This window comes from Nonomuraea sp. NPDC048826, assembly GCF_043198225.1.
Classification (GTDB): domain Bacteria; phylum Actinomycetota; class Actinomycetes; order Streptosporangiales; family Streptosporangiaceae; genus Nonomuraea.
Genome location: NZ_JBICUQ010000001.1, coordinates 708,874 through 730,573 on the forward strand (window position 1 = coordinate 708,874; position 21,700 = coordinate 730,573).

At 71.0% G+C, this 21,700-nt stretch carries 19 protein-coding genes; 10 read left to right on the forward strand and 9 right to left on the reverse strand.

Translation table 11 applies throughout. The features are described from left to right. Positions 1–33: 33 nt before the first annotated feature. The 6 genes from ACGFI7_RS03640 (at position 34) to ACGFI7_RS03665 (ending at position 4,602) form a co-directional block, all read left to right on the forward strand. Positions 34–768 (forward strand): sugar phosphate nucleotidyltransferase, encoded by a 735-nt coding sequence (locus tag ACGFI7_RS03640; RefSeq protein ID WP_393398642.1) that lies wholly within the window; start codon positions 34–36, stop codon positions 766–768. A 27-nt stretch (positions 769–795) separates the two neighbouring features. Next, a complete protein-coding gene (locus ACGFI7_RS03645; protein ID WP_393399599.1) occupies positions 796–1,836 on the forward strand; it encodes an iron-containing alcohol dehydrogenase family protein in 1,041 nt (346 codons plus the stop codon). Next, positions 1,814–2,581 (forward strand): CDP-alcohol phosphatidyltransferase family protein, encoded by a 768-nt coding sequence (locus ACGFI7_RS03650; protein WP_393398644.1) that lies wholly within the window; start codon positions 1,814–1,816, stop codon positions 2,579–2,581. The genes ACGFI7_RS03645 and ACGFI7_RS03650 overlap by 23 nt, the downstream gene beginning before the upstream one ends. Positions 2,582–2,769: 188 nt before the next feature. Then, positions 2,770–3,654: a glycosyltransferase family 2 protein gene (locus ACGFI7_RS03655; protein ID WP_393398646.1), complete on the forward strand. Its 885-nt coding sequence runs from the start codon at positions 2,770–2,772 to the stop codon at positions 3,652–3,654. Positions 3,655–3,752: 98 nt separating this feature from the next. Continuing rightward, positions 3,753–4,130, forward strand: coding sequence for a DUF4260 family protein (locus ACGFI7_RS03660; protein WP_393398648.1), 378 nt, complete (start codon positions 3,753–3,755; stop codon positions 4,128–4,130). Beyond that, positions 4,102–4,602, forward strand: a complete 501-nt coding sequence (locus ACGFI7_RS03665; protein WP_393398650.1) for a TetR/AcrR family transcriptional regulator — start codon at positions 4,102–4,104, stop codon at positions 4,600–4,602. The genes ACGFI7_RS03660 and ACGFI7_RS03665 overlap by 29 nt, the downstream gene beginning before the upstream one ends. 33 nt (positions 4,603–4,635) lie before the next feature. Here the strand turns inward: ACGFI7_RS03665 and ACGFI7_RS03670 are convergent, their stop codons facing one another. After that, positions 4,636–5,301, reverse strand: a complete 666-nt coding sequence (locus ACGFI7_RS03670) for a nitroreductase (RefSeq protein ID WP_393398652.1) — start codon at positions 5,299–5,301, stop codon at positions 4,636–4,638. Between the two features lie 403 nt (positions 5,302–5,704). Here ACGFI7_RS03670 and ACGFI7_RS03675 point away from each other — a divergent pair, with 403 nt between their 5' ends. Next, positions 5,705–7,876, forward strand: coding sequence for a PQQ-binding-like beta-propeller repeat protein (locus ACGFI7_RS03675; protein ID WP_393398654.1), 2,172 nt, complete (start codon positions 5,705–5,707; stop codon positions 7,874–7,876). 54 nt (positions 7,877–7,930) lie between these two features. Here the strand turns inward: ACGFI7_RS03675 and ACGFI7_RS03680 are convergent, their stop codons facing one another. From ACGFI7_RS03680 to ACGFI7_RS03700, 5 genes are all read right to left on the reverse strand, one after another. Next, on the reverse strand, positions 7,931–8,644 hold the full coding sequence (locus tag ACGFI7_RS03680) for an acetoacetate decarboxylase family protein (RefSeq protein ID WP_393398656.1): 714 nt from the start codon (positions 8,642–8,644) through the stop codon (positions 7,931–7,933). 36 nt (positions 8,645–8,680) lie between these two features. Continuing rightward, on the reverse strand, positions 8,681–9,667 hold the full coding sequence (locus ACGFI7_RS03685) for a glycosyltransferase (RefSeq protein WP_393398658.1): 987 nt from the start codon (positions 9,665–9,667) through the stop codon (positions 8,681–8,683). 57 nt (positions 9,668–9,724) lie between these two features. Continuing rightward, positions 9,725–10,900, reverse strand: coding sequence for an acyltransferase family protein (locus ACGFI7_RS03690; protein ID WP_393398660.1), 1,176 nt, complete (start codon positions 10,898–10,900; stop codon positions 9,725–9,727). A gap of 151 nt (positions 10,901–11,051) precedes the next feature. Continuing rightward, the gene (locus tag ACGFI7_RS03695) at positions 11,052–12,677 is read right to left on the reverse strand and encodes an LCP family protein (protein WP_393398662.1); all 1,626 of its coding nucleotides are present in this window, start codon (positions 12,675–12,677) and stop codon (positions 11,052–11,054) included. A 143-nt stretch (positions 12,678–12,820) separates the two neighbouring features. Then, complete coding sequence (locus tag ACGFI7_RS03700; RefSeq protein WP_393398664.1) at positions 12,821–14,236, reverse strand: hypothetical protein; 1,416 nt, start codon at positions 14,234–14,236, stop codon at positions 12,821–12,823. 182 nt (positions 14,237–14,418) lie between these two features. Here ACGFI7_RS03700 and ACGFI7_RS03705 point away from each other — a divergent pair, with 182 nt between their 5' ends. The 3 genes from ACGFI7_RS03705 to ACGFI7_RS03715 all read left to right on the forward strand — a co-directional run bounded on the left by ACGFI7_RS03705 (position 14,419) and on the right by ACGFI7_RS03715 (position 18,487). After that, on the forward strand, positions 14,419–16,440 hold the full coding sequence (locus ACGFI7_RS03705; protein WP_393398666.1) for a hypothetical protein: 2,022 nt from the start codon (positions 14,419–14,421) through the stop codon (positions 16,438–16,440). 89 nt (positions 16,441–16,529) lie between these two features. Further along, positions 16,530–17,426: a glycosyltransferase family 2 protein gene (locus tag ACGFI7_RS03710; RefSeq protein WP_393398668.1), complete on the forward strand. Its 897-nt coding sequence runs from the start codon at positions 16,530–16,532 to the stop codon at positions 17,424–17,426. 2 nt (positions 17,427–17,428) lie between these two features. Beyond that, positions 17,429–18,487, forward strand: coding sequence for a glycosyltransferase family 4 protein (locus ACGFI7_RS03715; protein ID WP_393398670.1), 1,059 nt, complete (start codon positions 17,429–17,431; stop codon positions 18,485–18,487). Here ACGFI7_RS03715 and ACGFI7_RS03720 read toward each other — a convergent pair. The 3 genes from ACGFI7_RS03720 to ACGFI7_RS03730 form a co-directional block, all read right to left on the reverse strand. Further along, positions 18,391–19,347: a YbhN family protein gene (locus ACGFI7_RS03720; RefSeq protein ID WP_393398672.1), complete on the reverse strand. Its 957-nt coding sequence runs from the start codon at positions 19,345–19,347 to the stop codon at positions 18,391–18,393. The genes ACGFI7_RS03715 and ACGFI7_RS03720 overlap by 97 nt on opposite strands. A gap of 36 nt (positions 19,348–19,383) precedes the next feature. Beyond that, entirely contained in the window at positions 19,384–20,445 is a 1,062-nt protein-coding gene (locus ACGFI7_RS03725) for a hypothetical protein (RefSeq protein ID WP_393398674.1), read from the reverse strand. A gap of 104 nt (positions 20,446–20,549) precedes the next feature. Further along, complete coding sequence (locus tag ACGFI7_RS03730; RefSeq protein ID WP_393398676.1) at positions 20,550–21,632, reverse strand: SPFH domain-containing protein; 1,083 nt, start codon at positions 21,630–21,632, stop codon at positions 20,550–20,552. Positions 21,633–21,700 lie beyond the last annotated feature (68 nt).

Genomic DNA, 21,700 nt, shown 5'->3' on the forward strand with positions numbered 1-21,700 from the left:
CCTACGTAGTCATGCTCGACTGAGGAGTGCACGTTGCTGGGAATGGTGCTGGCCGCTGGAGCCGGACGACGCCTGCGGCCGTACACCGACACGCTGCCTAAGGCGCTCGTGCCGGTCGACGGCGAGACCACGATCATGGACATCTCGCTGCGCAACCTGGCCGCCGTGGGCCTGCGCGAGGTCGTGGTCATCGTCGGTTACGCGGCGCAGGCCGTACACGAGCGCAAGCGCGAGCTCGAGGAGCGCCACGGCGTCGAGCTCACCCTCGTGCACAACGACAAGGCCGAGGAGTGGAACAACGCCTACTCCCTGTGGTGCGCGCGCGACTACTTCGCCCGCGGCGCGCTGCTGGTGAACGGCGACACCGTGCACCCCGTGTCGGTCGAGAAGACGCTGCTCGCCGCGCCGGAGACCAGCGACATCCTGCTGGCCGTCGACGACGTGAAGAAGCTGGCCGACGAGGAGATGAAGGTGACGCTCTCCGAGGAGGGGTCGCTGCGCCGCATCACCAAGCTGATGGACCCGTCCGACGCCTACGGCGAGTACATCGGGGCCACGCTCATCCGGCCCGGCGCCGCCGAGCGCCTGGCCGACGCGCTCCAGGCCACCTTCGAGCGCGACCCGCAGCTCTACTACGAGGACGGCTACCAGGAGATGGTGGAGCGCGGTGAGGCCATCCACGTCGCCCCCATCGGCGAGGTCGACTGGGTCGAGGTGGACAACCACGACGACCTGGCCAAGGCCCGCACCATCGCCGTCCGCTACTGAGGGGGCCGGATGCCGCTTCTAGCGAGGATGCTGCCCGCGCCGATCCAGATGGAGGTCAGGCGCGGTGCCGTCGCGGAGCTCGGCGCGCTGCTCGCCGACAGCAGGGTCGCCACCTCGGGCCGGGTGGCGGTCGCGGTCGGCCCCGGCCAGGGCGACCACATCGAGAGCCTGATCGCGCCGACCCTGGACGAGGCCGAGGTGTTCCGCGTCTCCGACGGCAGCGTGGAGGCCGCCGTCTCCCTCGGCGGCGACCTGCGCAAGGGCGCCTACGAGGTGGTGGTGGGCGTCGGCGGCGGCAAGACCATCGACACGACCAAGTACGCCGCCTCACTGGCCGGCATCCCCATGGTCGCCGTCGCCACCAACCTGTCCCACGACGGCATCTGCTCGCCGACGGCCTCTCTCCTGTACGAGGGCGGCAAGGGCACCTTCGGCGTGCCGATGCCGCTGGCGGTCCTGGTCGACCTCGACTTCGTGCACAACGCGCCCCAGGCGCTGGTCCGCTCGGGCGTCGGCGACGTGCTCAGCAACCTGTCGGCGTGCGAGGACTGGCAGCTCAGCAACGTCGAGCGGGGCGAGCCGATCGACGGGCTGGCCTGCTCGATGGCGCGCACCGCCGCGGAGGCGCTGCTCGGCCGGACCGACTCCATCGAGTCCGACGCGTTCCTGACCGTGCTGGCCGAATCGCTGATTTTGTCGGGCATGTCGATGGTGGTCGCCGGGTCATCTCGGCCCGCGAGCGGTGGAGACCATGAAATCATGCATGCCGTGGACCAGCTTTTCCCCGGCACCTCCAACCACGGCGAGCTCGCCGGGATCGGCACCGCGTTCTGCTATTTCCTGCGGGACGACCAGGTGCGACTCCGGCAGGTCACCGACTGCCTGCGCCGCCACCAGCTGCCGGTGCTGCCCGGCGACATCGGGCTGAGCAACGAGCAGTTCGCCGAGTCGGTGGTGCTGGCGCCGTCCACCCGCCCCGGCCGTTACACCATCCTTGAGCACCTGCGCCTGCAGGACTCCGAGATCCGCGATCGGGTGGAGGACTATGTCCGGGCCTTCGGTCGCTGAGCTGCGCGGGGTCGCCCAGCCCGCCGGTCATCTGGAGCGCCGCAACGGTGAGCACTGGGCGGGCGTGCTCTACATGCGCAGGCTGTCGATCTACGTCACCTGGCTGATGACCAAGACCCCGGTCACGCCCAACCAGCTCACCTGGGTGATGACGCTGGCGGGGGTCGCGGCCGGGGTGGTGGTGGCGCTGCCGGGGCTGTGGGCGGCGGTGGGAGCCGCCCTGCTGGTGCAGGTCTACCTGCTGCTCGACTGCTCCGACGGCGAGCTGGCCAGGTGGACCGGCAAGACCTCGCTCACCGGCGTCTACCTCGACCGCGTCGGCGCCTACTTCACCGAGGCGGCGTTGCTGGCCGGGCTCGGCTGGCGGGCGTCGGCCGTGCTGCCCGACTGGTACACGGTGCTGGGCTTCGCGGCGGCGCTCGGCGCAATCCTGATCAAGGCCGAGTCCGACCTGGTGGAGGTGGCGCGGGCGAAGGGAGGCCTGCCCGCCGCCACCGAGGCGGCGGCCGTGCAGTTCCGCTCGGGGCTGCTGGGGCTGGGCCGGCGGGTGCTCGCGGCGACCGGGTTCCACCGGATCGTGCAGCCGATCGAGCTGTCGCTGCTCGCGCTGGCGACGGCGGTGATCGACGTGGTGCGGGGCGATCTGCTGGCCACCCGGGTGCTCGTGGTGGCCTGTGTGGTCGCGGCCGGGCTACAGGTTGTCCTGCATTTGGTCAGCATTCTCGCGTCGAGGCGGCTGGCGTGATGCGATTCCCGGAACCGGCGGCGGCCCTCGTCCGTCCTATTGATCGGACATTGGCGGTTCGGTGGGGGTTCACTACCGGTTCCGATACGCTTAGCTCCACCAATATCAGGAAATATGCGAACCAGCAGACTCGGTGATCATGAAAGATTGCTCCGCCCGTGCTCTCAACGCGTCAGGACGATGATTCGTTGAAGATCTCGTGCGTCATCCTCACCATGGGAAACCGGGTCGCGGAGCTGGACCGGGCGGTCGCGTCCGCGCTCAACCAGATCGACGGAGACGTCGAGGTGGTGATCGTGGGCAACGGCGCCGACGTGCCCGAGCTGTCCGCGACGCCACCCGCTGGTTCGTCGGCGACCGTCAAAACGATTCGGCTCCCCCACAATACGGGCATCCCCGCCGGCCGTAATCGGGGGGTCGAGGAGTGCTCCGGCGACGTGGTGCTGTTCCTCGACGACGACGGCTGGTACGCCAACCAGAAGGTGGCCTCGCACGTCCGCGACCGCTTCGCCACCGAGCCCGACCTGGCCGTCATCTCCTTCCGGGTGATGGACCCCGACGGCGGCATCGGCCAGCGCCGCCACGTCCCGCGCCTGCGCGCCGGCGACCCGGAGCGCAGCTCGCCGGTGACGACGTTCCTGGGCGGCGCCTCGGCCGTCCGCCGCTCGGCCTTCCTCCAGGTGGGCGGGCTGCCGGAGCGGTTCTTCTACGCGCACGAGGAGACCGACCTGGCCTGGCGGCTGCTGGGCGAGGGATACCGGATCGAGTACGACGCCGAGACGGTCATGTACCACCCGCAGGTGCCGCCGACCCGTCACGCCGACTTCTTCCGGCTCAACGCGCGCAACCGCGTGTGGCTGGCCCGCCGCAACCTGCCGTGGGCGCTGGCGGTGCTCTACCTGCTCGACTGGGTGGTGCTGACCCTGATCAGGGAGCGGGGCTCGAAAGAGTCGCTGAAGGCCTGGTTCACCGGCTTCTTCGAAGGGCTGCGCACGCCCGCGGGCGAGCGCCGGCCGATGGCCTGGAAGACGGCCTGGCGCATGGTGAAACTGGGCCGCCCGCCCATCGTCTGAAGGGCCTGGAAACCCCCGTCCTCCGGCGGGGGCTTTTTCCGGCTTGACGGCTAACAGCGTTAGCATTAGGCTAACAGTGTTAGCTGAGGGAGGGTGTCATGAGGGTGGCTTGGGGCGGGCTGGCGGTTTTCTGTCTGGCCTTCATCGTCTTCGAGGCCGTGAAGCACGGCTGGATGGCCGGGGTGTCGGCGCTGGCCTTCCTGATCCTGCCGGACCTGACCATGCTCATCGGGGCGAGAGAGGGCGGCGGCGGGCGGATCTCACCGCGGGCGGTGCCGTTCTACAACGCGGCGCACCGGGCCTGGGTGCCGCTCCTGCTGCTGGTCGGCTACATTTTCGTGCCGATCGGCGGAGTGCCGACGTGGACCGCAGGGCTGGCCTGGCTGGCGCACGTCGCCGCCGATCGCGCCTTCGGGTACGGATTGCGGGAGCGGGACGGGAGCAGGCGTGTCAGAGCGGTCACGGCAGATCGTTGAGGCGGCCGTGTGCCTCGTCGAGGAGGGCGGGACGGAGGCGCTCACCATGCGCGCGCTGGCCGAGCGCCTGGGCATCCGGGCGCCCTCGCTCTACAAGCACTTCCCCGACAAGGCCGCCGTCGAGGCCGAGGTGATCGCCCTCGCCATGCGCGACCTGGCGCGGGCGCTGGAGGCGGCCAAGGACGAGCTGGAGGCGCTGGCCGGCGCCTACCGCGCCTACGCGCTGGCGCACCCGCACCTCTACCGGCTGATGAGCGCCGGGCCGCTGCCGCGCGAACGGCTGCCCGACGGGCTGGAGGAGCGGGCCGCGCTGCCCGTCGTGCGGGCCATGGGCGGGGAGAGAGTGGCGGCGCGCGCGGTGTGGGCCTTCGCGCACGGCATGGTCATGCTGGAGCTCGACGGCCGCTTCCCGCCCGGCGCCGACCTCGACGGCGCCTGGCGAGCCGGCGTGGCCGCCTTCAGCCGTACCTAGGGGTCCGTCCCGTAGATCTTGACCGCCTGACGGTCACGCTCCGATGAAGCTCACTGTTTCCGTCATTTCCGCGCGCTCGGTACGCAGCCGTGGCACGCCTTCCTTCTCGAACCCCACCGAGACACCGCAGAACAGTGCGAGCCTGTCATCGGCTCCGACTATGCGGCTGACGGTCTTGCGATACATGGTCCACATCACCTGGGGGCAGCTGTGCAGCCCTTCCGCCCTCAGCAACAGCATGACCGTCTGTAAGTACATCCCCGCGTCCCCCCACTGCCCGGGCCCCATCATCCGGTCGAGGTAGCAGAACAGTACAACCGGCGCCCCGAACGCCTCCGAGTTCAAAGCGGCGATCTTCATGGGCCTGTCGGGGTCGTCGTGCTCGATTCCCAGCGCTTTGTACCGCTGGGCAGCAGCGGCGGAGAAGCGGTCCAGATACGGTGAGGCCAGGTCTGCCGGGTACATCGGATACTCCCGCTCATCGCCCGGGTCTCCGGCCAGTGCCCTGGCCGTCGCGTGCTTCTTCAGCTCGGCCAAGGGCTCACCGGCCACTACGTACAGATGCCACGGTTGGAGGTTCCCGCTCGATGGAGCCCGCGTCGCCGCGGTCAGCACGCGTTCAAGCGCTTCTTTGGGCACGGGCTCATCGCTGAACGCCCGCACGGCCCGGCGACTGTCCACGGCTTCATACACATCCACGTCTTCTCGTCCTCTCACTCATTGACGAGCACCTCTCTAACGCCTGGTACATGCGCTCACGTTTGTCGGTGCGAAGAGCCATTGCACGGTGGTCCTTCATCCTGTCGATGCCGCGTCGGCCAGTACGCGCCCGGGACGTTCGCTGGGACGGCCCAGCCCGCGGCGTGGAATGCGCACACCCTCCAGCACGCGCCGGAAGCAGGGGCTGTCGCCTTGCCGGCCAGGCATGCTGATGGGCACGCACCACGATGGAGTCCACGCTCACCTCCGCGGGCCGGGCGCGGTTTGGTTGACAGGCTGCCCCGGGACCGTCCGAGTGCGTGGTCGACAGGCCGTCTGTTCGCGGGCTCGCCGTACCGGCATAGTGAGATCTGTCGGACGGGGGTCTGGGAGGAGTGGACGCGTGGGCGCGTTGGAAGGGCTTCAGCCGGGGGATCCGCAACGGATAGGCCCATACCGGCTCGTGGCGCGGCTCGGCGCGGGCGGGATGGGCCGAGTGTATCTGGGGTACTCCCGAGGCGGCCGCCGGGCTGTAGCGGTGAAAGTGGTACGCCCGGAGCTCGGCGATGACCAGGCGTTCCTGGACAGGTTCGCCCGCGAGGTCGCGCTGGCCCGCACCGTGAGCGGCTTCTTCACCGCCGCCGTGCTGGACGCCGAGCCCAAGGGAAACCCGCCGTGGCTGGCGACCGCCTACGTGCCGGGGATGTCGCTGGACGACGCGGTGTCCGCTCATGGTCCGTGGCCGGAGAACTCCGTGCTGGCACTGGGCGTGGGGCTGGGGGAGGCCCTGCAGTCGATTCACTCGGTCGGCGTGGTGCACCGGGACCTGAAGCCGTCCAACGTGCTCCTGACCGCTGACGGACCCCGCGTCATCGACTTCGGCATCTCGGTGGCCATCGAGGGCACCCGGCTGACCCAGACCGGTATGGCGGTGGGCACTCCCGGCTTCGTCTCTCCCGAGCAGTTGACCGGTGACCCGGTCGGGCCCGCTTCGGACGTGTTCTCCCTGGGAGCGGTGCTGACGTTCACCGCCAGCGGGTCCGGACCGTTCGGAGCCGGTTCCTGGCAGGGCCTGTGGTACCGCACGGTCCACCAGGACCCCGATCTCCAGGCGCTGCCGCCCGGGCTGCGAGGTCTGGTCGAACGGTGCCTGGCCAAGCGGCCCGAAGCCCGGCCGACCACGACGGAGCTGATCGACGAGCTCACCGGGGCCGCCTGGCCGGACGGGCGCCCGGCGCCGGCCACGCAGTTCACCGGAGTCTCCTGGTTACCGGAGGCGGTCGCGCAGATCGTGCGGGGCCGCGCTATGACTCCCGTGGCCGATCGGCCGGACGCGCGAACGGAGCACGTGCAGCGGCCGGGTCCGCCACCGACTCCGACGAGGGCGCTGATCGTTCCGCCTCCAGCCGGTGGAGGCGACCGGCGCGGTCCCACCCGCCGACGCGTTCTGCTCGGCCTGTCCGCGGCCGGTGCGCTGGCGGCCGGCGTCGCCGGCACGCGGTTCCTCGCCTCACCACCGCCTTCGCAGCGAGCGGAAAAGTGGAAGCTGGCCGGGGCGGGCTCTCCTGTCGTCGCGAACGGGCTGCTCTACACCGATGTGCGTTCGACTCTGTACGCCCTGGATCCGGCCACCGGCCGCGAACGGTGGTCGTTCCGCCTCCGCTCTCGCGTGAACTCGATGGTGACGGACGGTCGAACCGTCTATTTCAGCGACCTCCGCAAGCCCCAGCGCCTCTATGCCGTGAGCGGAGCAACGGGCCGCGAGCTGTGGCATTTCGACTGCGAGGCGATCTCGAAGGCCAGTCCTGTTCAGGTGCAAGACGGCGTGGTCTACACCCGGGATCTGAGGCACTTGTACGCGGTGAGTGCCGACACCGGCCGGCAGATGTGGCGGTTCGGGTACGTCTCGAGCGACGAACCGGTCTTGACGAGGAGGGCCATCTATCTCCTCGACTACGAGGAGCAGGTATGCGGGCTCCACCCGATCTCGGGCGATGTGCTGACGAAGTTCACCATCCCGGATCAACGCCCCTCGCCGCTGGAGCTGGCCGAAGGGACGTTGTACCTCCGCGGCGACGGCCGGTTGTATGCCGTCGACGCCCAATCCGGAGAGGTGAAGTGGCAGATCATCACCACAGGTGCCCCCTCGCGGCCGGTCGTGTCCGGCGAGGTGGTCTGCTTCGCTGCCGACAGCGGCCGGTTCTGCGGGGTGGATGGCGCCTCGGGCAAGGAGTTGTGGCATGTCGACACGGGTGGCAACCTGTATTCCCAGCCGGTCGTGGAGCACGGGGTGGCCTATTTCGGTGGACGCGACGGCGTCCTCCACGCGGTGGAGGCGGCCAGCGGGGATGAGCGGTGGACCTTCAGCGTCCGGGGGACGGGGATGCGGACGCCCGTACTCGCTCGGGGAACGGTTTACGTCGCCAGCGATCACCTCTACTGGCTGTATGCGGTGGACGCGGTCACCGGGAGCGCGCGATGGCGGCTTCGCACGGACGGTGAGATTCACGAGCGGGTGGTCACCGACAAGATGGTCTACGTCGCCAGCCGCTCCCTGTACGCGGCACCCGTCTAGGACGTCGCTCCAGCCTCTTGGACGCGGGCAGCACAGATCCCGAACCCCTTCACGTCAGACCGGTTCGGCCTCGTCCAGGGTCATGGTCGCGTGCGCGACCGTGCCCGCCAGCAGCGGGCGCCTGGGCAGGCCCAGCTCGCTCAGCTCCTTGGCGATGGGATGGTTGCCGAGGCGGATGAGCGCGCCGCCGGGGCGCACGCGGATCCCGCGCGTCCGTACGGACCAGGGGATGCGCCGGGTGCGGCCGTCGCGGTGCGTGTAGGCGTCCAGGGTCACCAGCGGCCCCGGGCCGGGCAGCGGGGTGCCGGGCTTGACCAGCATGTCGAGCACGAGCCTGCCGTCCCTGCGCAGGATGCACCGTTTGTACGGGGTGCCGAGCCGCAGGTCGATGTCCGCCAGCTCCTTCGGCACGCCCCACAGCGAGCGCCCCGCCTCCAGCGTGAACCCCTGGTCGACCGGCATCCAGTGGACGAACGCGGCCGCGTTCCTGAGATCCCCGAGCCCCACCGACCCCGCCGCGCCCGGCCGCCGGATCAGGAACGCCATGCCGAACTCGTGGTAGGAGTCGAGATCACCGTCGCGGTAGTCGGCGAACACCAGCACGCAGACGGCTTTGCCGGGCAGCACCTCGGCCACGTCCAGCCCCGAGTACGCGAGCACGGCCCGCGCGGCGTCGGCACGGACCAGGTAGAGAGCGCCGCACACCATCACGTCCCTCACCCGGACGGGCATGGTCACCGTCCGGCCCTGGATCAGATGCGATGCCATAAGTCCTAGTACATCAACCCCGCAACGCCGTGACCATCACCCCATGGACCGGCTCTGTACCGCGAACGACCGGGCGCCGGCGGCGACGCCCGCCCAGCCCTCCATCCGCGCCACGAACGCCGGGGCGTGGTCCGGCCAGTGGTGGTGCGCCCGGGCGTGCGCGTGCCCGCGGGCGGCGAGCGACCGGCGCAGCCCCGGGCTCTCCTTCAGGTCCAGCACCGCGTCGAGCGCCGCCTCCACGTCCAGGGGCACCACGACGCCGCAGCCGGCCCGATCCACCAGGGCCGCGCCCTGCGGGGTGGTGACGACGGGCAGGCCGCGGCCCAGGTAGTCGAGGATCTTGGTGGGCACGCGGGTCACCGCCGGGTCGGCCAGCGACAGCCCCGCCAGGGCGCCTTCGGCCATGCGCAGCGCGTGCCGGTTGGGCACGTGGCCGAACCAGTCGAGCAGGCCGGCCCGCTGGGCGTCGCGCAGCAGCGGGCGCGCCTCCCGGTCGGCCGGGCCGATCAGGTCCATCCGGACGCCATGAGGGGCCAGCCGCCGGGCCAGGCCGATCAGCTCGCCCACGCCCGTGGCCGCCGACAGCCGGCCGAGGTGGACCACGCGCGTGTCACCGGGCGGCGGCGGGTCCGTGGACACGAACGTGGCCTCGGGCACCACCTCAGGGGTGATCAGGTGGCACCGGCGGGCCGCCCGCGCCAGACGGGCCTCGGAGACGTCCTCGCGCACGTCCCAGACGACCGGCTGGCGACGGTACGGCAGCGCGCGCAGCAGGCGCCGGTCGTGCACGATCAGCAGGTCGGCACCCCGCGCGCCGCGCCGGAGCGCCGTCCTGGCCCGGCCGTGGCCCGCGTCGCGGGCCACGTCGACGGCGGCGAGTCCCGCGGCCGGGGTCACGTTGTGCTGGGTGAACGGCGCGACGTAGGTCACCTCGTGGCCCGCGTCGAGCAGCGCCCTGATCTGCCGATGCATGATCCGGGCGTCCTCGGGATGGTGGACGACGGTGGCGACGCATACCCGCATGCGTCCGATGCTCCGCGCCTGCGGGGGCGGCGGCGTGAATGCGGGAGGAACTACCGCTTAACGCTTGGAAGGACGCCGGTAGAGCCAGGTCAGGCGTGGCTCCAGCACCCACTTGAAGACCGTCCGGGTCTCCGGCAGGCAGAGCACGATCGCCAGCGCGAAACAGCTGAAGCTGATCGCCAGCGTGCCCAGCGGGCCGTGCAGCCACGGCAGGTTGAGCCAGCCCTGGTCCTTGGCGATGAGCACCGGGATGCCGTGGAGCAGGTAGCAGTAGAGCGTGCGGGTGCCGAGATCCGAGTACCACGTCTCGCCTCTGGGCACCAGCGCCAGCACCGCGATGCAGAGCGCCAGGCCGCAGAGGAGCAGCCCGGTGCGCACGCCGAGCCCCATGTACCAGGACAGGTCCATCTTCTCGTAGCTGCTCTTGTAGTAGAACGGCGCGAGCGGGGCCTTGGGCGCGATGAGGATGGCCACGGCGGCCGCGGCGACGATGGTGACGGCCGAGACGATCTTGATCCACAGGCGGTCGAGCAGCTCGAAGTGCTCCGGCTGCATGACCAGCCCGATCACGAAGAACGGCAGCAGGCCGAAGAACCGGTCCATGCTGAAGTCACCGGAGATCTCGGAGAACCCGGCGAACAGGTAGATCGCGATCGCCACCGGGACGGGGAACTTCATCCGCTTCCACACCGGCGTCGACAGCCGCCAGAACAGCAGCGCCAGCAGGTACCAGTTGAGCCACGCCGGGTCGATGATCGTCAGGCTCCACTTCTGCCCGAGGGAGAAGCGCAGCGCGGCGTAGCCGACCTCGACGATCACGTACGGCACCAGGAAGGTGTCGACGAGCTTGTTGGTCTTGGCGTTGGAGTTCCAGAAGTTTCTGGACAGGTAGCCGCTGATCAGCACGAACAGCGGCATGTGGAAGGTGTAGATGAAGATGTAGAGCGACCGGTTGGAGTCGGCGTCGAGCGTCGGCACCAGCGAGTGACCCACGACGACGAGCGCGATCAGCACGAACTTGACGTTGTCGAGGTACGGGTCGCGCTTGCGCTTCGGCGCCTCGGCCCGGGGCTCCGGCTCCTGGGCGGGAGCGGGAGCCGTCGGCTCCTGACCCGAACGCGGGGTGAAGAGCCCTTCGCCGCCAGGGAGCGGCCAGCGCGCTCCCGTGTTCGCCGGACCCGCACTCACATCGCCGGGGGTCTGGACCGGAGGGGAGTACTTGGTGTCAGACACAGGGAAGTCGCTCAGCTTCGCTCGGGGCCGGGGAACACGACAGGCGGCAACGCCTACGAGGGCCAGCCGCGTCGCGGACCCGAACCACGATATCCGTTGGCGGGGGTCCTGTCTCACGGCACGACAGTTACACAGACAACTTGCAGGTGGCTTACACGCAGACGTTGCGCTGCTGGGACGCGGTGATCGTGTTCTTCTCCACCGCCTCGGACAACTGGGTGATCTTGACGCCCTTGAAGTCGGTGCCGATGACGAGCTGGAGCACCGGGCCCTTCTTCGCGGTGGCGGACGGGGTGCTGGTGGGCGCCACCGTGGGTGTGTAGGGCTCGGTGTTGCTGGGCTTGACCTTGCCCGCCTCGGGATCCGGCGCCGGGTTGAGCTTCTTGGCCAGGACACCGGCGTGGTCGGTGCCGGTCTGGGCCGTCTTCGGGTAGCGCACCTCGGTGGTGGCCACCGGCTTGCCGTCCGCGCCGGAGTAGTTGCCCAGTCCGGCGACCTGGAAGCCTTCCTTGGCGAGCTGGTCGGCGACCTCGCGCGCCTTGCCCGGCTCGCCGGTGGCGTTGAGCACCTGGACGCGCACCTGCTGGGGCTTGACGGTGACCTTCGGCGTGCTCGTGGTCGCGGTCGGCTCGGGGTCGGGCAGGTCGGTGTCGTTGATGATGGAGGTGAACAGCTCGCCCGCCGCGGGCTGCTGCCAGACGACGCGGTTCTCGTTCTCGGCGTCGGGCACCCACGGCACGGTGGTCAGCTTGACGCCCTTGGCGGTCAGGTCCTTGGCGCTGGTGGCGATGTCGAGGAGCTTCTGCGGGTCGTTGGCCAGGTCGGGGTCCATGGTGACCGACTGGGCGGCCGACTTGATGAAGCCCCTGAGCTTGACCGGGTCGGTGAGCAGGTCGTTGCTCGTCGCCTTGGCGATGACCTTGCTGAGGAAGATCTGCTGCCGCTTGATGCGCTGGATGTCGCTGCCGTCACCGTAGTTGCGCAGGCGGACGTAGCCGAGCGCCTTCTCGCCGTTGAGCAGGCTCTTGCCGGCGGGCAGGACCAGCTTGGAATTCCTGTCGTTGACGCCGGACTTGAGGCAGATCTCGATGCCGCCGAGCGAGTCGACGATGTTCTTGAAGCCGCTGAAGTCGACCTCGACGAAGTGGTTGACGCGGATGCCCGTCAGCGTCTCCAGGGTGGACATCGTGCAGGCGATGCCGCCGTCGTTGTAGGCCGAGTTGATCATCGCCCGGTGCGGCGGCATCTCCTGCTCGGTCTTCTCGTTCTTGCACTTGGGGATCTCCACCATCGAGTCGCGCGGGAAGCTGATGAGGCGCGCCTGGTCGCGGTTGGGGGAGATGTGCAGCAGGATGATCGTGTCGGTGCGCTTGCCGCCCGCGTCCGCGAGCCGGGCCGTCTCCTGGCCGTATCTCGCGTTGCCGTCGCCCGCGCGGGTGTCGGAGCCGACCAGCAGCACGTTCAGCGCGCCGGTGTCGCGGGGGCGGGGGTTGATGATGTCGTCCTTGACGTCCTTCTTGTTGATCGCGCCGAAGGCGTCGCGGTAGGCGACGTAGCCGGTCAGCGAGCCGGCGACCATGAGGGAGGTGGCGGCGATGCTGACCCAGGCCAGCACCCGCATCTTGCCGTTGCCGCCGCCGGCCTCGCCCCGGCCGCCCCTCGGGGGCTCCTTGGGGGGAGGCGGCGCCGCGGCGGCGAGCCTGCGGGCCATCCTGCTGCCGGGCTGGGTCGGCGCGGACCTGCGGTCCTCTATGGACACGCCTCTGTGGTCACTCATGCGCCCCCTCGCCTCGTCACTGCGCGTCATACGCCGGCTCGGTCGTTCTGCGCCATGAGACTAGGTCACTCGCGGCGCCGCCGCAGCCATGACTGGAGGAATCGACCGTGACCCAGGCGTGATGATACCGGGGCAAAGCATACTCAGACTTGGACATTTCGCGGAATATCATCGTCAAACTCTTTACCGTTTGCGCAGGCCAGTGCCGCTGCCAGGCAGGCGAGCGGCACCGCCGGCAGCACGTACCGGTAGTCGAACTCGGCGGCTGCCGCCGGAGTGATCAACAGCACAGCGGCCACGGACCAGGGTAGGAGCCAGAGCGCCGGACCGGAACCCCTGCTTCTCCCGTACCGGAATCTCCGCCACCCCGCGGCGACCGGCGGCACGAGCAGGATCAGCAGCAGGACCGTGCCGGGGAGCCGGGCCACGTCCTGATAGCCGCGCATCCATCCGGCGTACGGCTCGACGACCGCGGTGCCGATCGGGCCCTGCTCGTACCGCTTGGCGAACTCGGTCCCGACCTGGGCCGGGTAGCGGCCCGGCGGACCCGGCGGGGTCTCGGGGAACTGGTAGTAGCCGTAGATCTCCTGGTCGGGGTAGACCGGGCGGCCCCACATGAACGAGCGGCCCAGCTCCGCCAGCACCGAGCCGGCGTAGTCGAGCGGCTGGGTGCGGATGGCCAGCAGCGCGAACCGCATGGCCAGGTCGTCGGTCTCCTCGGTGAACGTGATGCCGGGCAGGGCCACGATCGGGGCGTCCTTGGCCCAGATGTACTCCTGCGACGGCGGGCGCCGGTCGGCCGGGCGCGGATCGCAGAGCACCCGCAGGTCGGCCGGCGGGTCCATCTTGACGCAGTCGGCGAACGACATCGTCCGGGCGTACAGGAAGACGCCGTTGGCGCCGATGATGCCGACCCGCTGGTAGGTGGCGTAGAACCAGCCGCCGTACGCCAGGATCGGCACCACCGCGGCCACCAGCATGATCCAGGCGGGCCTGAGCCGCCCGCGCAGCACGAACCACGCCGCCAGCAGCACGATCAGCGGCTGCCCGACCGTCCGGGTCAGCGAGGCGGCGGCCAGCAGCAGCCCGATCGAGACCGCCCTCGGCCGGTCCGACAACCCGAGCGCGACGGCGGCGACTACCAGGAACATGAAGAGCGTGTCGGAGACCAGCAGGTGCTCCAGCTCGATCTGGTACGGCTCCACCAGCACGGGGACGGCCGCCAGCGTCGCGATCCACCGCCGGGTGCGCCGCACCGCCGCCCAGTAGACCAGCGCCCCGGTGGCCAGCCCGAGCAGATGCTGCGCCGCGGTGACCGCGCCGAAGGAGTGCAGCGGCTCCAGCAGCTTCATGAACATCGAGTAGCCCGCCGGGCGCACCAGGTCGGGCCGCGGCCGCAGCACGGTGACCACGTACGTGTAGGAGTCGGGAAACCACAGCGCCGGCCGGTAGCCGAGCATCGTGACCCCCCGCAACCCGGCCCCGATCACCAGGACCGCCAGGAACCACCCATGCCGCCGGACGAACCCCGCCCGCGCGCCCTCCCGATCACCCACCACGCCGCGTACGCTACCGGCCCCCACACCCCCTCCCGCCCATGACGGACGGCGGAGCGGGCGGACGGTGAGGAGGTCGGTCGGTCTTCGGCGTACGTGGTGGAAGGGGACGGGACACCGCGCCACGGCGCGCCGGGGTGGGTCCGCGTGGGGGCGTGGTGATGTTGGATACGCTCGCTCATCTGATGGGAATCGCCTGGTTGGACCCGATGCGGAGGCCGACGGCGGGCCGGGTGCTCGCGGTGGTCTCGGTGCTGCCCGCGTTGGCCGTGGCCGGTTGGTTGCTGGTCGCGCTGCCGCTGCTGGGGCTGGGCGTCTATCGGCCGTGGATCGCGGTGCCCTTGGGGCTGCTGGTGGCCGGGGCGCTGGGGTGGGCGGGGGCTCGGGGGACGGGCAAGGCGGTGGAGGCCACCGCGGGGCAGACGGCGGCGGTGGTCGCGGTGGCGCTCGGCTCGGGCCTGTTCAACGCGGTCATGCACGGCGAGCAGCTGGCGGTCCGCCGTGACCCGGCCACCTACGCGCAGTACGCCATCTGGCTGGCCCGTGAGGGCTACCTGCCGATCCCCACGCAGGTGGCGGCGTTCGGCGGCCCCGACCCGTCGCTGATCTTCGACAGCGTCGGCTTCTACTTCTACGACGGCGCCGTGGTGCCGCAGTTCATGCCGGGCGCGCCGCTGGTGTTCGCGCTGGGGGAGTGGCTGGGCGGGCTGTTCCTGACCCCCGCGGTGCTGGGCGCGCTGGCGGTGCTCGCGCTGGCCGGGCTGACGGCGCGGCTCGTGGGCGGCCGGTGGGCGCCGGTGGCGGCGCTGGCCTTCGCCTGCTGCCTGCCGATCGTCTACACCTCGCGCGCCACGTTCAGCGAGATGCCGTCGATGCTCCTGCTGCTCGGAGGGCTGGCGCTGACGTACGACGCCCTGTACGGGCAGGGGCGCCGGCTCGTGGCGGCGCTGGGCGGGCTGACGCTGGGGCTGGCTGTGCTGGTGCGGGTGGACGCGCTGCGCGACGTGCTGCCGGTGCTGGCGTTCGCGGGCCTGCTCATCGCGATGGGCCGCCGGTCGCCGGGCCGTCCGAGAGAGGTCGGGCCGCCGCTGCTGGCCGGGCTCGCCGCCGGGGCGGGTCTGGGGCTGGCCGCGGGTTACGGGCTGTCGCGTCCCTATCTGATGTACCTGTCGAGCTCGCTCCGGCCGTTGCTGCTGATCTGCGCCGCCGTCCTGGTGCTCACCCTCGCCGGTACGGTCGCCGCGCCGCTGCTGGCCAGGCTCCGGCCGCCCCGATGGCTGCCGGCGGCCGGGGCGGCGCTGGTGGTGGTGGCCGTGGCCGGGCTGGCGGCGCGGCCGTGGCTGCAGACCGTGCGCCGCGTCCCCGACAACGTCGACGACCGGCTCACCGCGATCTTCATCGAGCAGATCCAGAAGGCCAACGGCCTGCCGGTCGACGGCACCCGCCTGTACTTCGAGCACACCCTGCACTGGGTGGCCTGGTACGTGGGCGTCCCGGCGCTGGTGCTCGCCACGATCGCCGCGGCCGCGCTGACGCACCGGCTGCTGCGCGGCCGCAGCCTGCCGTGGCTGCTGCCGCTGGCGGTCATCGGCTGGGTCACGCTGACCACGCTGCTCCGCCCGGCGATCACCCCGGACCACCCGTGGGCCGCGCGCCGCCTGGTGCCGGTGGTGATCCCCGGCGTGATCCTGCTGGCCGTGTGGGGGGCCGAGCGGCTGCGCGAGCTGGCCGGCAGGGGCGGGCGGCCGCGCCGCTGGGTGGCGCCCGTCTGCGTGCTGCTCCTGGTCGTGCCGCCGGCGGTGACCTCGATCGGCACCGCGTTCACGCCCGTCGGGCGGGGCGAGGCCGCCGCGGTGGCGGCGATGTGCGCGCGCATCCCGGCCGACGCCACCGTGCTCGTCGCCGAACGGGTCACCAGCGACCGGTTCACCCAGGTCGTCCGCGGCACCTGCGGCGTCCCGGCCGCGGAGGTGAAGAGACGCGACGGCGACACCGCGTCGGAGCCCGACGTGCGCCGCCTGGCCGAGCGCGTGCGGGCCGCCGGGCGCACCCCGGTGGTGCTGGCCGCCGAGGAGGCGCAGGTGGCCCCGTACGGGCCCGCCACCCGGCTGATCGGGCTGGTCACGCGGCAGGACGAACGGTCGCTGATCGAGGCGCCCGACGGCACCTGGTCACTGCACATCAACGTGTGGATGGCCCTGCCTTGACCCGCGATGTGCACTCGGCCGCCGGCGGGGCAGAGTACCCTCGTCCCACGTGAGCACGCACGAAGCCCCCGCAGCAAGGTGGACCCGCCGTGGATGAGGAAACCCCGTACGTCACCATCGTCCTGCCGTGTTACAACGAGCAGGATCATGTCATCGACGAGGTCGACCGCATCACCAAGGCGATGGACTCCAGCGGCTACACCTACGAGCTGGTCGCGGTCGACGACTGCTCGACCGACGAGACGCTGGCCAGGCTGAAGGAGGCCGCGCCGCTCTACCCCCAGCTGCGCATCCGCGCCTTCCACCGCAACGGCGGCTCCGGCACCGTGCGCAGGATCGGCACGCAGGAGGCCAGGGGCGAGATCGTCGTCTGGACCGACGCCGACATGACCTACCCCAACGAGCGCATCCCCGAGTTGGTGCAGATCCTGGAGAAGGACCAGACGATCGACCAGGTCGTCGGGGCCCGCACCAGCGAGGAGGGGTCGCACAAGCTGCTGCGGGTGCCGGCCAAGTGGGTCATCCGCAAGGTCGCCGAGATGCTCGCCGGGCAGAAGATCCCCGACCTCAACTCCGGGCTGCGCGCCTTCCGCAAGTCGGTGGCCAAGCCCTACCTGCGGCTGCTGCCGCCCGGGTTCTCCTGCGTCACCACGATCACGCTGTCGTTCCTGTCCAACCAGCACGACATCTACTACCTGCCGATCGACTACGCCAAGCGGGCCGGCAAGTCGAAGTTCAGCTTCGTCTCCGACGCCTACCGCTACATCCTGCAAGTGCTGCGGATGATCATGTACTTCAACCCGCTCAAGGTGCTCATGCCGCCCGCGCTGTGGCTGGTGGGCATCGGGTTCGCCAAGGGCGTGTGGGACATGATCGAGCACCCCTTCTACTTCCCGGCCAACACCGTCATGATCTTCCTGTCGGGGATGCTGATCGGGTCGGTGGCGCTGCTGGCCGACCTGATCGTGCGGTCCCGGGGAGACTGAGCGTGCGCGTCGCGATCGTCGGCCCCACCTACCCGTACAAGGGCGGCGGGGCGCAGCACACCACCGAGCTGGCGCACCGGCTGGCCCGGCTGGGCCATGACGTGGTGATCGAGTCCTGGCGGGCTCAGTACCCGTCGTTCCTCTATCCGGGGCAGCAGACGATCGACGCGCCGGAAGGCGTCCCGTACCCGAAGGTGCTGCGCGAGCTCGACTGGCGCCGTCCCGACGGGTGGGTGGCCGCCGGGCGGCGGCTGCGCGCCGCCGACCTGGTGGTGCTGGCCGTGCTCAGCCCGGTGCAGGTGCCGCCCTACCTGGCCGTCCTGGCCGGGCTGCGGGGCCGGGCCCGTACGGTCGCGCTCTGCCACAACGTGCTGCCGCACGAGCGCAAGCCGTACGACCGGCCGCTGATGAAGGCGCTGCTCAGGCGGGCGGGAGTGGTGCTCACCCACTCCGAGCAGCAGGCCGGGCTGGCCCGCGAGCTGACCTCACGGCCGGTGCGGGTGGCCGCGCTGCCGCCCCACCTGCCGTCCACGCACGCCGCCCGGTCCGACCGGGTGCACCGGCGGCTGCTGTTCTTCGGCATCGTGCGTCCGTACAAGGGGCTCGACCTGCTGCTGCGGGCGCTGCCTCCGGACGTGTCGCTGACCGTGGCCGGCGAGTTCTGGGGCGGGCTCGACGAGACCAGGGCGCTGGTCGGCGAGCTGGGTCTCGGCGACCGGGTCGACCTGCGGCCCGGTTACGTCGCCGCCGAGGACGTGCCGGGGCTGTTCGCGGCGGCCGACGCGCTCGTGCTGCCGTACCGCAGCGCCACCGCCAGCCAGAACGTGTGGCTCGCGCACGAGCACGGCCTGCCGGTGATCGCCACCCGGGTGGGGGCGCTCGCCGACCACGTCACCGACGGCGTCGACGGGCTGCTCGTGGAGCCGGGCAGCGCCGAGGCGCTGCGCGGGGCGATTGAGCGGTTCTACGTCTCGGGTGAGCCCGAGAGGTTGCGGTCGGGGGTCAAGGCCGTCGACCCCGACCCGTTCTGGGCCGCGTACACCGCCACCTTGCTCGGCTGACGGCCCAGCAGGAACGCCAGCCCGGCGGCCGTCACGTCGGCGAGGGTGAACGCCAGCCGCGACACCACCGCGACCGCGAGCGCGGGGCCGGTGCCGAGGATCGGGTGGAGCACCAGCACCAGCGCGCCCTCGCGGACGCCCACCCCGGCCGGCACGAGGAACGCGAGCAGCCCGGTCGACCAGGCGAAGGCGTAGGCCCCGGTCGCGATCACGTACAGGTCCCAGCGGCCCGCGAGCATCCAGGTGTGCAGCCCGTACACGAGCCAGCCGACCACCGTCCACGCGACCGCGATCAGCACCGTGCGGCCGGGCAGGACCTCGTCGAGCGTGTCGCGGCGGGCCAGCCGCAGCGCCAGGTTGAGCCCCCAGGTGAGCACCTTCGGATGCATGCAGACGGCGATCACCGGCAGCAGGAGCAGCAGGTACCACGCCTGCCGGACCACCTCCTGGGTGGCCAGCGTGGTGGCGGCGATGGCGATGCCGACGCCCAGGTTGATCACCAGCGCCAGCGAGATGCACGCGAACGTGCGGCGCGGCGGGCTCCCGTGGTCACGGCCGAGATCCATCATCGCCGCGTACGCCCAGATCGCGCCGGGGATGTACTTGCCGAGCTGGCCCACGAACATGATCCGGCCCGCGGTCCGCACCGGGAGCGGCGAGCCCAGCCCGGCCAGCACCTGCCGCCAGGCGAGCAGCATGAAGAACTGGCCGAGCAGCACGGCGGCGAACGCGCCGGCGACCGCCCACGGTGAGATCTCGGCGACGGCCGCGGCCGTGTCGTCCCAGTTGGTGGCCAGACCGTAGCCCAGGAAACCGAGCGCGACCAGCGCCAGGACGACGCGCAGCAGGCGGCGGATCATCCCGCAAGGGTACGGTGTCCGCGCAGCTGAAGCCAGTCACCGAGTGACAAACAGCCACACCAGGCACGAAACCAGCGCCACCGCCGCCATGACCGTCAGGACGATCTTCACGGCGCTGTACGGACGATCGCCCTGCACCTCGCCGCCCACGCCGTTGATCAGCACCTGGTACGGCTTCCCGCCGTACAGGTACGACCCGATCCACACCGGCAGCAGCACCAGCTTGAACGTGACGTCCGCGTAGCGGGTGTCCACCTCGTGCAGACGCTGCTCGTCGCCGCCGATGTCGCGCTTGCAGTCGGCCGCGATCACCTCGGCCATCGTGCCCTTGGCCGTCTCCAGGCCCGCCTCCGGCCCGGTGTCGTAGCGCAGGCTGTGGTGACCGGCCACGAAGCCGGCCTGGAAAGCCGTCACGCGCTCCAGCGGCCACGGCGCCAGCGCGTCCAGCCGTTCCTTCGGCACCTGGCCGGTGGCGGGGACGAGCACGTCGTCGAACGACCTGGAGACCGACCCGCCGGCCGGGTACCAGCGGGTCTTGCGCACCTGGCGGGTGTTGGTCTGGCCGTTCTCCGTGTAGGTCTCGGTGACCCAGTAGTGCTCGCCGCGCTGGCCGGAGTAGCGCGAGTAGGTGGCGGCGTCGAACGTCCAGTGCGGCAGGTAGGTGCTCTTGAGCGACTCCGCCTCGGTGACCTTCTTGAGGCGGTTCGGGGCGAACCAGCGGGACCGGGTCCAGGTGCTCAGCGCTTCGCGGGCGGCCGGCTTCTCCAGCGCGAACGGCAGCACGGCCTCCGGCGCGATCTCGTCGCCGGTGCTGCCGGCGACCAGGGCGGTGCCGCAGAACTGGCAGTCCTTGGAGATCGCGTCGCTCTCCGTGCGGGCGCCGCAGCCAGGACAGGTGAACTGGTTCGGGGCGATGGCCTGCACACGCGGCTTGGCCAGGAAGGCGTCGTAGGAGTGTTCGCGGACCTGCCGGTCGGGAGCGGCGACGGGCTGCTCGTGGCCGCAGTACGGGCAGCGCAGCAGCGCGGTGCCCGGCGCGTACCGGACACTCGCGCCGCAGCCCGCGCAGGGGTGGGTGGTGGGGGTGAGCGAGGTCATCGCAGGTCTTTCGGGACAGGCTCACGCCGGTGGAAGGGGGCGCGGGCAGCTGAACGGGGGGTCAGGCAGGGGCCGGGGTGGCGCGGGCAGGGGCGCGGGCCCGGTCAGGCCGGGGGGAGGGGCGGCGGGGTGTGGTGCAGGAGGGCCGCCAGTTCGGGGACGTCGCGGGCGGGGGTCCACTGGGCCATGCCGGCCCGCCACACCAGCGCGTCCGGGGTGAGCCCGGCGGCGGCCAGCCCGGTCTCGTCGAACGGGCCGCGCCGCTCGCCGCCGACCCCGAGGAACCACGGGGCTTGCTGGGGGAGCGGCGGGGGCTGCTGCGCGTGCGCGGGCTGCTGGGCCGGCTGCCCGCCCAGGGCGGCGGCCATCTGCTGACCGGCCGCGATGCCCATGCCGAGCCCCATGCCCTCGCCCGCGCCGCCCGCGTTCTCCAGCGCGTTGGCCGCCTGGAACCGGGTGTACTGGCCGAGGTCGCCGACGAGGCCCATCTGGGTGCGCTTGTCGAGGGCCTGCTCCACCTCGGGCGGGAACGAGATGTTCTCGATGGTGAAGGTCGGGATGTCCAGCCCGACGGTCGAGAGGTCGGCCGAGAGGATGTCGGCCAGCCGCCGCCCCATCGCGTGCTGGTCCGCGGCCAGGTCCAGCACCGGCACCTGGGCCGCGCCGAGGGCGCCCGCCAGCCTGCCCACGATCATCTGGCGCAGGTAGCCCTCGACCTCCTCGGTGCGGAACCGCTGGTCGGTGCCCGCCAGCTCACGCAGCAGGCTGGCCGGCTCGGTGACCCGGACGGAGTACGAGCCGAACGCCCGCAGCCGCACCGGCCCGAACTCCGGGTCGCGCAGCATGACCGGGTTCTGGGTGCCCCACTTGAAGTCGGTGAACTGCCGGGTGCTGACGAAGTACACCTCGGCCTTGAAGGGCGAGTCGAAGCCGTACTTCCAGCCCTTGAGCGTGGACAGGACCGGCAGGTTGCGCGTCTGCAGGGTGAACGTGCCGGGCGGGAAGGCGTCGGCGATCTGTCCCTCGTTGACGAACACCGCCACCTGGGACTCCCGGACGATCAGCTGGGCGCCCATCTTGATCTCGTTGTCGTGCCGGGGGAAACGCCAGACGATCGTGTCGCGACTGTCGTCGAGCCATTCGATGATGTCGATGAACTCGCCGCGAATCATGTCCAGAAAAGCCATCTTCTACCCGCTTGTCCGTGGTTCTCCGAGGCGGGCACCGTACCAAAGCCGGATCGACAACTGATTGC